The organism is Nocardiopsis sp. CNZ308, assembly GCF_004217075.1.
This window is the reverse complement of record NZ_SHKJ01000001.1, coordinates 5,662,239-5,676,694: the sequence shown is the minus strand read 5'-3', so window position 1 is coordinate 5,676,694 and position 14,456 is coordinate 5,662,239. Positions and strand designations below refer to the sequence as shown.

The following is a 14,456-nucleotide window of genomic DNA, read 5'->3' as shown; positions in this document are numbered from 1 at the left end:
CCTCAGTCAGAATCCCGCGGTCACGTGGGCGAGGGCGACGAAACAGATCAACAGCAGGAACCCGGCCACCAGGCCCATGGTGGGCAGGGTCATGCGCTCGGTGGCCGCGTGCGCGGCGGCCTCGGCCTCGGCTAGCCTGCGGGCTCTCAGCGAGGTGGCCTTGGCCGCCACGGACGTGCGGGTACGTGCTCCCGACGTGCCGCCCAACCGCAGCGACGCGGCCAGCTCGGCGAGCTCCCGCACCCCGGTCTCCTCGGCGAGGGCTTCGAGCCCCTCCCACGGGGGCCTGTGCCGCAGGGTCGCGGTGTGCACCGCGTTGCGGAGCCGCTCCGGGGTACGCCCTCTGCCTTGGTGCAGGGCTGTGGTGAGCGCGCTGGTGGTTCCCGCTCCGGCCGCCAGCCCCATCACCACCAGGTCCGCCAGTGCGGAGGTGGCCGCGCGCAGCTCGGCGCGGTGCTCGGTTGCGGCGCTTCGTGCGGCCAGGTCCGGGGCCAGAAAGCAGCCTCCTGCGACCAGGACGGCGAGCAGCCACGCCGCCGCAGGGCTGGGAAAGAGCGCGCTGCCCACGGTGGCCAGCACCGTTGCCAGCAGGATCCCGATGCCGGTCGCGGCGGCCTTCTCCGCCCGGTAGGCCTCCAACGGCGTACCCGCCGCCGTCAGCGTGCAGGCCGTGGCCGGGCCCGGGATACCGGCACGGGCCAACAGGTGCCCTGCTCGGCGGCCTGCCCGTTGCGCCCGTCCGCCCTCGAAGGCGGGTCGGGAAGCCGGTGCGGGGCGCGGTGTGAGGCGCTCGGTCAGGCTGGGGCGGCGCAGGGCGTAGGCGGCAGCGCACGCCCCGGCTCCCAAGAGGCTTCCGGCCGCACCCAGCACCACGGCGCTCACCGGGCACCGCCGACCGCTGGACCTGCTCCCGCCGGAACGGGGGCGAAGGGGCGCGGTCGCTGGTGCGGCGACGCAAGGCGGGCCAGCCAGAAGAACGAGACCGCCCACAGGCTCCCCACGACTCCGAGGACGAGCTGCCCGGAGAGCGTGCCGAGTGGTTCGAGGAACGCGGGGTTGAACGCGGCCATCCCCACCAGCATGAGAGTCGTGGCGGCGGCGATGATGCGCACCGAGGAGCGGACCCTGGCCCGGGACGCCGAGACCCGCGCCACCGTGGTCGCCCTGTCCCGGGCGGCCTCCGCCAGACGTGAGAGCGTTCCGGCGACGTCCCCGCTCTGGCGTGAGGAGCCCATGGACAGGGTGATCGCGATCAGGTCCGCCAGGTCGGAGTCGGTCTCACACGCGAAAGCCTGCGCTGCCTGCTCCAAGGGCTGTCCGGCGCGCAGCCGCGCCTCCAGGGCGGCGACCTGGTCGCGGATCGGCACCGGGGCGACGGACACGGTCGCGGTGACGGCCTGGTGCAACCCGGAGGCACCCGTGATCATGTCCCTGAGCTGCTCGGCCCAGGAGGCCAATGCCTCGGCCAGGTCGGCTTCGGTGCGGTGGGCAGTGTCGGGCCCGAGCAGGGCGGGCATCCACCACCCGGCCGCTGCGGCGAGCGCCGCACCCACGGGCCACCCCGTCACCAGTCCGATCACCGCACCCGCGCCCGCGGCACCGGCCACGCGCAGCCAGGTCCCGCGCTGGCGCAGGGGCGTCGTCCAACGGCACTGAGAGGGTCCGGCGGGGACCGCAGGCCTGGGGATAAGGCTGACCGTGTAGGCGGCGCAGGAGATCCCCGCCCCCACCAGCGTTCCGCCGAGGGCGAGTGCGGCCACGATCCAGTCCGGCATCAAACCCACCCCCGCACCGCGTACCCGGCACGGGCCAGGCGCTGGCCGACCACACCGCTCGGGGCGCACACGAGCGCTCCGGCGGGCTGGTCGGTCTCCCGGGTGTACAGCTCGTTCGAGACGACCTGTTCCCCTTCGGACCCGGCGATCTCCCGGATGCTGGTGACCACCCGTTCCCCGGTCCGGGCGGTGTCGATGTGCACCACCAGGTGCACCGCCGCCCCGGTCAGCAGCGCGGTCGCCGAGGCGCTCAACCGCTCCGGGGACTGGGCGCAGTACGCGGCCAGTTTGGCGAACACCTGCTGGCTGGATGAGGCGTGGATGGTGGACATCGACCCGTCCGTGCCCATGCTCATGGCGTTCAGCAGTGCGATCGTCTCCGGGCCCCGGGTTTCCCCGACGATCACCCGGTCCGGGCACATCCGCAGCGCCGCGCGCACCAGCTCCGCCAGGGTCACCTCGCCCAGGCCCTCGATGTTGGCCGGACGGCCCTGCAACGCGACCACGTCGGCGCCCCGCAGGTGGCGGTGCAGCCCCAGTTCGAGGGAGTCCTCGACGGTGATGATCCGCTCGGCCTCCACCGTGCCCAGCAGGGCGCGGAGCAGGGTGGTCTTGCCCGCGTTCGTGGCTCCCGAGACGATGACGTTCAGGCGCGACCTCACCGCAGCGACCAGCAGGTCGCGGGCGTTCTGGTCGACCATCCCCGACCTGGCCAGGTTCCCCAGGGTGAGGTACTCGGCGGGGTGGCGGCGGATGGTCACGGTCGGGCGGGCCGCGACCCCCGACATGACCGCTGACAGCCTCTCCCCGCTCGGCAGCTCCATGGACAGGATCGGCGCGGCCGTGTCGAAACGGCGCTCCCCGCCCGGTGCGCGGACAGCGGCCCGCTGCACCAGCGCCACGAGGTCGGTGTCCGCGTCCACCACGGCCGGACGGCGCTCCCGCCGCCCTCCGCCGAAGTCGACCACGGCTTCGTCGTTCCCGGTGATATGGATGTTCTGCACCCCCGGCTCGGCCAGCAGCTCCTCCAGAGGCCCCAGGCCCAGGACGTGGTCCAGCACGAGCTGGCGCAGCCGTACCTCCTCGTGCGGAGCGAGTGCTCCCTGCCCTCGGACCAGGGCCGTGCGGGCGCGCTCCTCCAGGAGTGCGTCCACGAGCCGCCCCACGTACTCAGCGTCCGCGGCCTCGTGGGGGCGGGTGGCGAGCTGTTCGGTGATCCGGTCCGTCAGGACCACCGCCGTGCTGCGCAGGGAGTCTTCGCCGTTGCCGCTGTCGGGTGCGAGAACCGGGCGCGGGAGTTCGGGAGCCGCCGTCATGCCGCGCTCACCTCCACCGCGTTCCGCGCTCCGGACGCCATACCGATGCCGGAGAAGTCGTCGCACAGCTCCGCCAGTGCCTTGGCGGCCCTGATCAATGGCATCCACTCCAGGCCGTCGGGGTCCCGGTGCTGGGAGCGCCACGCGGCCATCCGGTCCCGCAGGCGGGTGGGCGGGCGGTGCTCTCCCCGCACCAGCGCGGCCCCCACCGTGTCGTGGGGGACGCGCGCCCACACGGGCAGTGCTGAGGCGACCCGGGACACCTCGCTGTCGGCGTGCGGGCAGGCACCGGCGACGGCCAGCCCCACCCGCACCCCCTCCCGTCGCAGTGAGGCCAGCACCGGGGCGCACACCCGCAGGCGGGTCGCACTGCCCACGTCCCCCGGTTCGGTGAGGACCACGGCCGCGTCGGCGTGGCGGAGCAGGGCCGCCCCCGCGGACCCCGGCACCGCACGCCCCACGTCGACCACGGTCGCCCTCCCCGACTTCAACAGGTGGGGACTGCGGGCGAGCGCGTCCACCGCGCGCCCCGCCTCCAGCGGATCGGCGGGAGCGGGCACCGCCCGGAGCCCTCCGGGAAGCTCCACCGCGTGGCGCAGCAGCGGCACACCGGCCGAGACCGCGTCCCGCACACCGGCCTGCGCCCAGGCCTCGGCGGAGGCCGGAGCCGGAACCGAGGCGCGGGAGGCGGCGGCCAACGACACCAGGCCCACATCACCGTTGAGGCCGATACCGTGCCAGGAGGCGATGTCCCCGCCGGAAGCGTCGGCTTCGACCAGCACCGGCACTGTCAGGGGAGTCGAGGGCCAGCAGGCCGCGAGCGCGGTGGCCAGGCTCGTCACCCCCGGAGCCCCGCTCAGGGAGCACACCGCGACGATCATTCCGCACCTTCTTCCGCGTGGGCGTTCTCATGCGGGTTCACCACCGCGATCTGGACCTCCTGGCCTGCCGCTGCCCGGGAGAAGCTCGCGGCCTCGTCCCGGGGCAGGACCACCTCAACCACCTGCTGGCCTCCCCCGAAACTGTCCTCGGCCGCGGCCACACGGTGGACCAGCCCCGTCACTACACCGGAGAGGTCTTCCGCGCCGTCGTCCCCGGTCTCCTCCCCGGGCGCGGCCAGGGTGACCAGGTCCACGGTCGTTCCCTCCGCCAGGTCGGCCGGGGCGGCGATCACGGGCACCGCGACCACCGCCTGCCTCGGTTCCGGCCACAGGGCACTGTCGGAGACCGAACCCGCCACCAGCGGGGATCCAGCGGGCACCGGCCGTGTCAGCACCATTCCCTCGGCTACCTCAGGGGTGAGCAGCCGGAGCCCTTCAGCCTCAGCCAGGTCCACCGAGGCCACGTCCGCGGTCGTGATCAGGTGTCCGGCGGGAAGATCGGAGGTGAGGACCGCGACCGTGCGCGTCCCCTCTCCGGCCAGCCCAGCCCAGGCCCCTGCCACACCTCCCGCTGTGATCAGCGCCCCGGCCAGCAACCCCCACTTCCACCGGCGGCGCGAGGCCGCCGCCAACCGCACCGACTCCCATTCCCCGGAACCACCTCCGACCGGGGGTTCCGAACTTTTCTGATGGGTTTGCTGGGGTTTCGCGAGTGCGACCATCCCTCCTCCTCCCTCTTCCACGCCTGTTCCGTACTGTCAGCGGGTGTGGGTGACCACCGAGTGGATCTCACTCACGGGCACCGAGACGGAGGAGGAGGTCGTCAGGTCCTCCAGAGCGCCGCCCCGCCCGTCGGTGGTGGACCAAGACACCCCCCACTCCCACACCGCCGTCACGTCCACCGCTGACCCGGCCCCGCCCGGCGGCAGGGCGGTGTAGGTGTGGCCGCAGTCCGGCGACCCGCCCTCCCCTGCGGTGGCGCGGGAGAAGACTGTGCCCGGCCCGGCGCACACCACCTCGTGGCCGTCCCCGGTGTCCCACACCACGCGCTCCGGAGCCGCGACCACGGTCACCGACCCGGCGCTGACCGACGCGGTGACCGACACCGGGCTCCAGTCCTCCCCATCGACCCGCAGCCAGGTGGGCAGGTTCACGAACCGGGGTTTGTCCGGTGCTGGAGCGGTGCCGATCACGGGCTCAGGCAGACGCATGACCGCGCGCGCCTGCTCGGCCAGCATCTCGGGGGAGAAAATCCCCGACGCGTCCCCGCCGACTGCCGCCCCCTCACACCTGGCCATCCCCTGGGGAAGCGGCAGAGGCCCCTCCTTGCCGGACTCCAGGAACTCGGCGCTGGTGAACACACACGGCTCCTCGGCCTTGTCCGTTCCCCTGGCCTCGTTCTTCGGGGCGCTCCGCCCGCCCGAGCTGGAAGGCGCGGGCGGAGAACTCGCGCCCACCCGGCACTCCCCGCCTGAGCAGTCGGTCGTGGCGAAGAAGCCGTCGGCTGCCGCTTCTCCCGGTACGGAAGCAGCGGCTACCGCGGTCAGTGCACCGACCAGACACACGCGCCAGGGGCGTCGGGGTCCGCGCGTCAACACGACCCGTAGTCCTCGAGCCAGAGCTCCTCGACCAGCCAGCGCTCTCCGTGGGAGACGGCGGTCGCGGTAACCGACCTCCGCCCGCTCCTGTCCTCGGAATCCGTCGCCTCCTCGGGGACGGTCCACCCCGAGTCGTCGATGCAGTCCTCGATGGACACCGAAGGCGGATTCCCGGGCTCCTCCGCTGCCTCCGGGTTCATCCGGGGCTCCCCCGTGGCGTGTACGCCGCGCAACATGGCCGTGGTGAGTTCGAGCGCCTGTCCCGTGGCGTACTCGTCCAAGTCCGGGTGGCCCACCGCTCCCTCGTGCGAGCCCTCGACCACCACGTTCCACATACCGTGGTAGGCGTCGAGCGCCATCTCCTCGGGCGACGGGCTGGCGGGCGCGGCCACAACCGGAGGTGTGCGTGCCGGAGTCTCCGCCGGGCCGCTCCCCTGGGCCGCGCATCCTGTCAGCACCGCCGACGCTGCGACAGCCATCCAGCGCGCCACAGGCGTACGCATACCCTCACCGCCGTTTCCACACCGGGCACGACTCCATGCCGTGCTTTCGAAAGGTGACACTAGCCATACTCAGAGTGACAACACAACCGCGCGCCGAGTACTCACAGTGATGAAAACTGTGAAGAGAACCACCGGGTTTCGATGTCGCACGTTCTACCTGCGGAAACACGAAAGGCTGCCTCCCTGAGGAGACAGCCCCGCACCCTTTTTCTGAGGTCAGGCCACCGGCACCCGCTCCCTCTGCGCCTTCCACTGGCGTACCAGGGACGTCAGCTCATCCCATTCCCCGGCGGCCTCTGGACCTCCTGCGGCCAGAACGTCCGTCCCCTGCGGCTCCCGAGGAGGAACGCGTCCGGGAGCCCTTCGCTGCCGTTGCTCGTGTGCGACCAGGTAAGGGCGTACCGCGCGTATCCCCTCGTCGTCCACGCACCACCCCAGTTCCGGCAGCCGCTGCGCCGCACGGTTCCGCTCCACTTGCCCGGTGCCTGTGAGGAGGTCGAACGCGCCGACTTCTCGGCTCCGCCTCGCCTCGTCGTAGTACCTGATCCACTCGGGTTCCCGACGCGTCGCCGCCGACGGACCCTGCGACTTCAGAGATGGAGGCGACGCCGCCTGTCCGCTGGCTCCTCCCCGGGGAGGCCCTGCTCCGATGACGGCGGCGAGGACTGCACCCACTGCCCACCGCACGCTTTCGGCCCATCCCCGTCGACGCCTTCGGTGTCGGCCCGTACCATGGCTCACTGATCTTCCTCCTGCTACTTCAGGTGGTGGATCACGCCCCGGTCGGTGTTCCCGCACCGCCCGGGGCGCCTTCTTTTCTCTTATGGATTTTTCTGGTTCTGTGCCGACAGCGACTGAATCGGGACGGGTGTCATTGGCTTCGAAGCCGTACGTCCTCGAAGCTGCGCTTCCTCGTCCGAACCGACGCTGTCCGACCAGCTCTGCTACGTGGAGACGAGTCCCTCCACCTCCGCCTCGCTTGGGGTTTCGTTCATGACGAATTCAGACATGACAAAGACCACCATTTCAGGCATGCAAATCAAACAGGGCAAAAGGAGCGACTGCGTTCACCCGGACTGAACGCGTTCGCGATGTTTCCCCATACTCGCGAGAAGTTTCAACCCGTTCGGCTCGGAAAAGTCATGGGAACGGAAAAAGGGCCGCCGGGTGACAGCGCCCCAGCGGCCCGTGTGCCCGCGATGCCCGGCGGAGCGGCCCGATCCCCTACCCGGCGAGCGCCCGTGCCCGAGCGGGCGTTTCAGCGCCGGTCAGCCGGGACGGACGGCCGCCACGAACCGGCTGCTGTAGTAGTCGCCGCCGACCGGCTCGACGCGGATCGACTGCCCCGACCGGGGCGCGTTGACCATCTGCCCGTCTCCGACGTACATGGTCACGTGTGAGGGGGACGCACCGGTTCCGGTGTCGTAGAAGAGCAGGTCGCCCGGTTGGAGCTCATCGAGCCCGACACGGGCACCGAACTCGACCTGGTCGGTGGTCACCCGCGGGATCGACACCCCCGCCGCTGCCCACGCCTGCATCGTCAGCCCTGAGCAGTCGAAGGCGTGCGGCCCCGTTCCACCCCACAGGTAGGGCTTGCCGATCTGGGCCAGCGCCCACTCCGCCGCTGCCCGGCCCTGCTCGCTGGACGCTCCGGAGCCCACGGCGAGGACGTGCTCGGTCTGGGCGGCGATCCCGGCGTAGTGCCCGATGTGCTGCCGTACCTCTTCCGCATAGGACTCCGAGTGGTTGTAGCGCAGCAGCGCCTTCTCCAGGTCGTCCTCATCAGTGAAGTCGACCCCGCCTACCTCCGGGTTGCTGACGCACAGGTAGACCGCCGCGCTCCAGGCCGCGTCGAAGACATTGTGCGGGTCAGCGACACCGTCACCGGACGCGTCGAGGCCATGGGAGGCCCACGTGGCGGGGATGAACTGCATCAGCCCCACCGCACGGTCGAACTCGGCGTCCCCGTCCCATTCCCCTCCCTCACTGTCCCGGTGGGGTGAGGTGTTGCCCCCGGCCCCGCCGCCGTCCAGACGCGGACCGATGATCGGCGGGTCCACAGCCCCCGAGGAGGAGATCTGCCTCCCAGCCGCGTGGTTGGACTCGACCCTCCCGATCCCGGCCAGCACCGGCCAGGTCATCCCCCGGCACTCCCGGTGCTTCGATTCCAGGCGCACGGCGGCCTGGACGTAGGCGGACAGCACCGCAGCGGGTATTCCCTCCACCTCGCGGGGGACCCCGGAGAGCCCCTGCTCGCTGGCCGCCATCGCGCCGACGAACACCGGCACCAGCAGCAGGAACGCGCCCGCGCCGACCGCGATCCGGATCACCCCTCTCCCCCGGCCCGGACCGTGTGGCGTGAAGCGATGTCCACCGGCCGCAGCCGGTCCGGGGAGTCCGCGGTCCGCCACACCGCCGCAGCAGGGCCCAGTGCCCCCAGTCGGGCGTGGGTGGTGACGTACACGCCCACCCGGTCGGAGACGTCACCGGCCAGCTTCGCGGCGAGGTTGTCCTCCCGCTGGTCGGAGTGGACCGCGAACAGCACGATCGACGGCAGTCGGCTCTCCCTCGCCAGGCGCGCGTATCCCCTCATCTTGCGCTGCACCTTCGTCAGCGGCTCGCTGCCGGTGTCGTACTCCCAGAACGCGTCCAGTGCGAGCCCGTCCTGGTGCCAGCACATGTAGGCGTCGGGACGGATGTGGCGGCCCCATCGGCGCGCGCACTCGCGCTCGTTGTCCCAGCGCACCAGGCGCGCTTCGGAAGTGCTCCGGGCCGACTCGGTGGTCAGGGTGAGGCACTCGACCAGGCCGAGTATGTGCCCGAGCCGCCCCGAGTGTGCGCGGGCCAGTACCCGGTCCTGCCGGAATCCCAGCTCTTTGGCATCCATGCCGCGGTTCTCGGCGACCAGCGCGGCGCCGGTCTGGGTGAGTACCCAGTGGTCGGGCACCCGCGCCTGGGCAAAGAAGGGACGGAACCGGTCCAGGAGCCCGTACTGGTGGAGCATGAGCAGCCTCCTGCGCGCGCGGCGGGGCTCAGAGTCCGGGAAGTAGAGCCTGTGGATGTGGTGGGTGGTCATGACGTGGTGGTCGTACAACCCGCCGAGGATCTCCCGGTCCCTGGGCGTCACCCGGCGAGCCAGCCACACCAGAGCGCTCGCGTACTCGGTGCGCTCGGGGCCGTGCCCCACTCGTCCAGAGGCGGTCATGCGGTCCTCCCCTGCTCTCCTCGGACCTCGGAGGGAGGTGCCCCGTCCTTCGCCCCGTGGCACCGCGCCGCCTCCCTGGCCTGAGTGGCCCGGCCCGCGATCCCGGGCGGCAGCGGGCGGGTGCGCACCGTGGCCGCTCCCTGCTCCTTGGCACCCACCAGAGGGCGGACCACGGCCTGGTAAGCGCCCAGATGGGTCAAGTCATAGGCCCCCAGCACGGGCAGGGTGTGCTGTTGCAGGCTCACCGCGTCGTCGGGCGAGGCGGAGAAGTACACCTTCGTGCGCGCGTTGGCCGAGACCGCCTTGCGCAGGTCGGCGGGGAGCTGGCCCAGTTCCTGGTGGGCCAGGGTCAACCCGAGCCGGTAGCCGCGGGCCTCGGCCAGCATGTCCTCCAGCGAGCCCGGAAGGTTGAGAAAGTTCTGGCACTCGTCCACGTACGCGCACAGGTCTTTGCGCTGGTGCTCGGGGGTGTGGATGCGGGCGGTCACCGCTTGCCAGGTCGCCGCGAGGGCGAAGCTGCCGATCAGCGAGCTGGTGTCCTCGCCCAGGCGTCCCTTGGGCAGCCGGAGCAGGACCAGGTAGCCGGTGTCGAACAGGGTCGGCAGGTCCACCGTGGACGGGCCTGAGGCCACCACCTGGCGCACCCACTTGCGCAGCAGCGCGGTCCGGAGCTTGTTGAGCACCGGCCCGGTCACCGCGCTTCGGGCCGACACCGTCAGCCCGGAGTACCAATCCCAGAAGTCCTCCAGGGCCTCGTCCTCGCCAGTGCGGGCAGTGACCTTGGCCAGGGTCTCGGCTCGTAGCGTGTCGTCGGCCAGCAGGCGCGGGACATCGCCCAGCGTCAGGTTCGGGTCGCCTGCGCGGGTCAGGGTGAGTGTGGCCGCCCGCAGGATGTCGTCGGTCCTGGGCCCCCAGTACTCGGCGTAGATCCTGCGGAAGATGCCCACCACGGTGTCGCTGGTGAAATCGGGGTCGCCGCCCTGGAGCAGGTTCAACCGGGGCGGCGGTGCCTGGTCGTCGGGGTCGAAGAGCACCACCCGGTCCACCGCGTCCTCGGGCAGGCGGGCCAGGACATCGGTGACCAGGTCCCCGCGCGGGTCGATCACCAGCCCCGCCCGACCGGCCTCGGCGTCCTGAAGGACGAGGTTGGCCAGCAGGGTGGACTTGCCCGAACCGGTCTTGCCCAGGACGTGGGTGTGCTGGCGTGCTTCGACCACGCCCAAGGCGACCGGGCGGCGGGTGCCGGCGTCGCTGTCACCGACCACCCGGGTGTTCTCGCCCCCGCGCGCAACCGCCGGGGACGGTGCCGCCGGTCGTGCCCCGGCCCGGATCAGGCCGGGGACGGTGGTGTCGGTGGGCAGGTGCGCGATCCCGGCCAGCTCGGCGGTGGAGAGCAGGAACCCGTACCCCAGGAACCGGTGGGCCAGCCACCAGGCGGGCCGGAACATGAAGCGACGATCCAGGTGGTTGGTTCCGGAGGTGAACGCGGCGAACGCCGAGGCGATCCCGTGTGCCCGTCCCCGCAGGCGCTGCTTGGCCTGGTCACTGTCGTGTGTGGTGGCCAGGATGTAGGTGATAGCGCACGCCAGCCGGGGTGAGGACGCCTTGGTCAAAATCGCGCGCACGTCGTCCCCCGTCCCGGGAAGGATCGGTGGTCGGCTGCGGGCGGTGCCGTGAGCGGTGGGGTCCAGGGCGTCGACGAGGTATGTCGCCATCCCGGTGTGGCCGTGCAGGCGGGCCGCCGCTCGGCGGGCCCGCGCGGCCCGCCAGCCCGTGGCCGGTCGGGCGGTGATCCGTACCAGGGCGTGTTCACCCTCGACCAGGTCCTCCATCGCCCCCAGCAGCGGTCGGGCCGGGTCGTCGTCGAACTTGGTTCGCAGCGGGAACGCTTCGGCGCGACCCAGCCGGAGAAAGCCTCCGGTGGTGTAGGTCCCTGCGGGAAGCGGCGATTCATCGGGGGCGAGATGGCGGGTGGAGGTGGTGGCGCCGGGCCAGGCCGCGCAGATGGCACGCTCCACCGTCCCCGGCGGTACCGCGCCTGGCACCCACACCTGGAAACGGATCCCGGCCGCTGAGGCGACGACCTCCAGTGCCAGGTGGGGTTGGAGCAGCCACCGCGACCAGCGCGGTTTGAGAAGTCCCAGGGTGTGGTTCCAAAACGCGGTCGCGTTCTCCAGGCTCGCGTGGGGTGGAGGCAGGATCTCCACCACCCGCGCGTCCGCCGACAGGTAGCGGTGGCGGGCCAGGCGCGTTCCGGCCAGGGCCGCACATACCACTGCTCCGGCCAGCGGAATGGTCGCGAGCAGCAGGAAGAACCCGCCGCTCAACAGGAAGTCGGCCATCACACCAGCTCCTCGATGTCGCATCCGTCCATATCGGCACCGGGGGCTTCGTCCTGCTGCTCGTCCTCCTCGAAGGCCTCCGCCCGCTGGGCGGCGAGTTCCGCCGGGTCGGAGGTGATCAGCCGGTGTTCAGCCGGTGAGGCGATCGGGTGGAAGCCGACCCTTTGGTGTCCGGCGACCAGCAGTGCCGAGCCCCGGGGCGCGGTACCGACCAGGTGGGCCTCCCCCAAGGAGAGGTGGAACGCCTCGGCCACCTGGTCCAGGTTCTGCGGGGCCTGCTTGAGCAGGACCTGGGTGGCGGCGTTGGCGATGACCACCCGCCCCAGCTCGGTGCCGAGCACGTCGCCCACGTCCTGGGTGATGAGGGTGAGCCCGGCCCAGTGCCTGCGTCCGGCTTTGGCCAGCCGGGCGAGGTAGCGGGCCGCGGACGGGTCCTGAAGCAGCAGCCACGCCTCGTCGACCACGACCATGCGGGGCCGGGCCGGTGTTCCCGCGGTGACGTGACGCCAGATCGCGTCCAACGCAATCAAGACCCCCACAGAGCGGACCTCGTCGGGCAGCTCCTTGAGCGAGACCACGGTCAGGTGCCCGCCCACGCGATCGGTGGAGGACCCCTCGAACAGGGTCGCGTGCGATCCGCGGACGAAGGGCTCCAGGCGGCCCGCCAGCTGCTGGGCGGCGCGAGCGGGCTCCTCCCCCGTGCCGGGATCGGTCGCGGTGTCCTCCAACGCGGCGGCCAGGTCGGCGAGTACCGGCGCGGGCCCGGCCCAGGTGGCGGGGTCGCGCGTGATCCCGGCCCCGGCGTAGGCGGTGATGATCGCCCGGTCCAGCACACTCTTCTCGGTCGCGGACATCTGGCCGACCATCGCGGTGACCAGAGTGTGCAGGAACAGCGCCCGCGACGTGAACGCCTGGCCCCCCTCATCCGCCTCGAATTCAGGGAGAGTGAAGGGGTTCAGCCGCCCCTCCTCGGTGCCCAGGCGCACAACGGTGCCGCCGACCTCCTCGGCCAGGCGCAGGTACTCGCCCTCGGGGTCGATGACCGCGACCTCCACCCCGACCAGCAGCGACCGCAAGACTTCGAGCTTGGCCAGGTAGGACTTACCCGCCCCAGAACGGGCCAGGATTACTGCGTTGTGGTTGTCCAGGCCGCCGCAGAACCGGTCCCAGGCCACCAGCCCCGACGAGTAGGGGTTAGTGCCGTAGACGACCGTGGTCTCGCCCAGGTCAGCGACCAGCTCGGGTGAGGTGAACGGCAGCAGGGTCGCTGCGGCGTCGGTGTCCATCGACCGACCCATCCCCAGCGCGTCGGTGCCCAGCGGCAGCGTGGAGACCCACCCCTGCAACGGACGGAACGTGGCCGGGACCGCGTCCACCAGCAGGGACGAGCACAGCGCACGCACCTGTTGGAGCTCAGCTTCCAGGGCCTCCAGGTCGGGGGCGTGCACGGTGACGTAGACCGCCACCCGGAACAGGCGGCCCTGGCCGGTGGCGATGCGGTCAGCGATCTCGGCGGCGTCCATGGCCGCCGTCACCTGATGCGGGTCCTGCACCCGTCCCTGGGAGGTGCTGGTGCGCTGAGCCGACTCCAGACGGGTCCGGCGCTTGCGCAGCCGTGCGGCGGCGGTGGGAGCGGGCACCGGCTCCAGATGGAAGGAGATGTCGAGCTGCCCGGGATAGGTCAGCAGGGGCTCAGCCCATCCGGCGGCGACCTCGCGCGGGTACCCGGTGACGATGAGGGTCTGGCACACCCCGCCTTCGACCTCCACATGACGTGGCCCCAGGCGCAGCGCTGGCCCGCCCAGCTCGGGCGATCCGGGCCGTGCCCGCAGGTTGCGCAAAACCATCAGTGCTCCTTCTGCTCGGTGGTGCCAGTGTGTGCGGGGTGGTCGATCTCTGCTCGGTCGTCGACGCCCAGGGGCTCGTAGGCGTCCGGGTCGGAGTCGGTGAGGCGAGTTTCCGGGGCGGTCATCGATGCCCGCAGGGCATCTGCGGCTTCGTCTGCGTCCAGGACCTGGGTGCGAATACCCAGGGCGGCCAGGCGGTCCGCGGTGTCGGCGGCCCTGCGCAGCAGAGCAGGACCCGCACGGCGGGCGGCACCGGCCGCGGTCACCACCACCAGCACCTGCTGGTGGGACAGCTCGTGTGTGGCGGTCAGCTCGTCTAGGAAGTCGGCGTGCGCCGTGGCGGCCTCGGCCAGCGCCGGGTGCGGCAAGCGGGTCGCGTTGTCGCGCAGCATCGCGGTGAACTCGCCCAGGTCGGCGCTGCGCCGCTGGACGAGGATCTGTACCGGTTCGACCAGGGCGTCCAGCACTCCGGCGAAGGCAGCCAGCACCTGGTCCTGTTCACGTCCCGAGGCGAGCTGGAAGGGCAGGGTGGTGCAGGCGATCATGACCGCGCACCGGCCGTCCAGGTCGACCGCTCCTTGCGGAGAGATCGCTGAGGCCGGAAGCCGCAGCGGTGCCAGCCGTGGGCCGCGCCGCAGCCGGGGCGCCCACCGGGGCAGCGCGGGGACGTGTCCTGAAGGTGCGGGGACCAGGTGCTTGGGTGCGCGCGCCCAGGCCAGGGCGCTGGCCGCGACCTGCTCCAGGCCCCGGCCGTCGCGCTCCCCCAGGGCCAGGGCGATGGCCGTGCCCAGGACGGGGGCCAAGGCCATCACGAACAGCCACAGCGGCACCGCCTCCCGCAGGAGCAGGTAGGCGCCCCACGCCCCCGCCAGAACCGGGGCGATGATCAGGCACTGGCGTGCGGTCAGGTTGAACAGGACCGGTTCGGGCCGGTCGATGTCAGCGGGGATGCGTCCCCTCCACGCGGACGCCTCGTCGGTGGTCACACG

The 14,456-nt window shown here is 71.8% G+C and carries 12 protein-coding genes; all 12 read right to left on the bottom strand.

Annotation, left to right across the window (positions count from 1 at the left end; all coding sequences use genetic code 11):
• Positions 1 to 6 precede the first annotated feature (6 nt).
• Positions 7 to 702, bottom strand: coding sequence for a type II secretion system F family protein (locus tag EV372_RS24305; RefSeq protein ID WP_486484051.1), 696 nt, complete (start codon positions 700 to 702; stop codon positions 7 to 9).
• A 176-nt stretch (positions 703 to 878) separates the two neighbouring features.
• On the bottom strand, positions 879 to 1,775 hold the full coding sequence (locus EV372_RS24300; RefSeq protein ID WP_130397927.1) for a type II secretion system F family protein: 897 nt from the start codon (positions 1,773 to 1,775) through the stop codon (positions 879 to 881).
• The gene (locus EV372_RS24295) at positions 1,775 to 3,091 is read right to left on the bottom strand and encodes an ATPase, T2SS/T4P/T4SS family (protein WP_130397926.1); all 1,317 of its coding nucleotides are present in this window, start codon (positions 3,089 to 3,091) and stop codon (positions 1,775 to 1,777) included. Before EV372_RS24295 ends, EV372_RS24300 begins: the two co-directional genes overlap by 1 nt.
• On the bottom strand, positions 3,088 to 3,972 hold the full coding sequence (locus EV372_RS24290) for a hypothetical protein (protein WP_130397925.1): 885 nt from the start codon (positions 3,970 to 3,972) through the stop codon (positions 3,088 to 3,090). Before EV372_RS24290 ends, EV372_RS24295 begins: the two co-directional genes overlap by 4 nt.
• A complete protein-coding gene (locus EV372_RS24285; RefSeq protein ID WP_486484050.1) occupies positions 3,969 to 4,535 on the bottom strand; it encodes an SAF domain-containing protein in 567 nt (188 codons plus the stop codon). The genes EV372_RS24290 and EV372_RS24285 overlap by 4 nt, the downstream gene beginning before the upstream one ends.
• A gap of 195 nt (positions 4,536 to 4,730) precedes the next feature.
• The gene (locus EV372_RS24280; protein ID WP_486484049.1) at positions 4,731 to 5,333 is read right to left on the bottom strand and encodes a hypothetical protein; all 603 of its coding nucleotides are present in this window, start codon (positions 5,331 to 5,333) and stop codon (positions 4,731 to 4,733) included.
• Positions 5,334 to 5,563: 230 nt separating this feature from the next.
• Positions 5,564 to 5,962, bottom strand: coding sequence for a hypothetical protein (locus tag EV372_RS24275; protein WP_486484048.1), 399 nt, complete (start codon positions 5,960 to 5,962; stop codon positions 5,564 to 5,566).
• A 1,379-nt stretch (positions 5,963 to 7,341) separates the two neighbouring features.
• Entirely contained in the window at positions 7,342 to 8,403 is a 1,062-nt protein-coding gene (locus EV372_RS24265) for a C40 family peptidase (protein WP_486484047.1), read from the bottom strand.
• Positions 8,400 to 9,278 carry a replication-relaxation family protein gene (locus EV372_RS24260; RefSeq protein WP_130397922.1) on the bottom strand — a complete coding sequence of 293 codons (879 nt, stop codon included), beginning with the start codon at positions 9,276 to 9,278 and terminating at the stop codon, positions 8,400 to 8,402. The genes EV372_RS24265 and EV372_RS24260 overlap by 4 nt, the downstream gene beginning before the upstream one ends.
• Positions 9,275 to 11,620 carry a DUF8128 domain-containing protein gene (locus tag EV372_RS24255; RefSeq protein WP_130397921.1) on the bottom strand — a complete coding sequence of 782 codons (2,346 nt, stop codon included), beginning with the start codon at positions 11,618 to 11,620 and terminating at the stop codon, positions 9,275 to 9,277. Before EV372_RS24255 ends, EV372_RS24260 begins: the two co-directional genes overlap by 4 nt.
• Complete coding sequence (locus EV372_RS24250; RefSeq protein ID WP_130397920.1) at positions 11,620 to 13,467, bottom strand: TraG/VirB4 family ATPase; 1,848 nt, start codon at positions 13,465 to 13,467, stop codon at positions 11,620 to 11,622. The genes EV372_RS24255 and EV372_RS24250 overlap by 1 nt, the downstream gene beginning before the upstream one ends.
• Entirely contained in the window at positions 13,467 to 14,453 is a 987-nt protein-coding gene (locus EV372_RS24245; protein WP_130397919.1) for a PrgI family protein, read from the bottom strand. The genes EV372_RS24250 and EV372_RS24245 overlap by 1 nt, the downstream gene beginning before the upstream one ends.
• Positions 14,454 to 14,456: the final 3 nt, after the last annotated feature.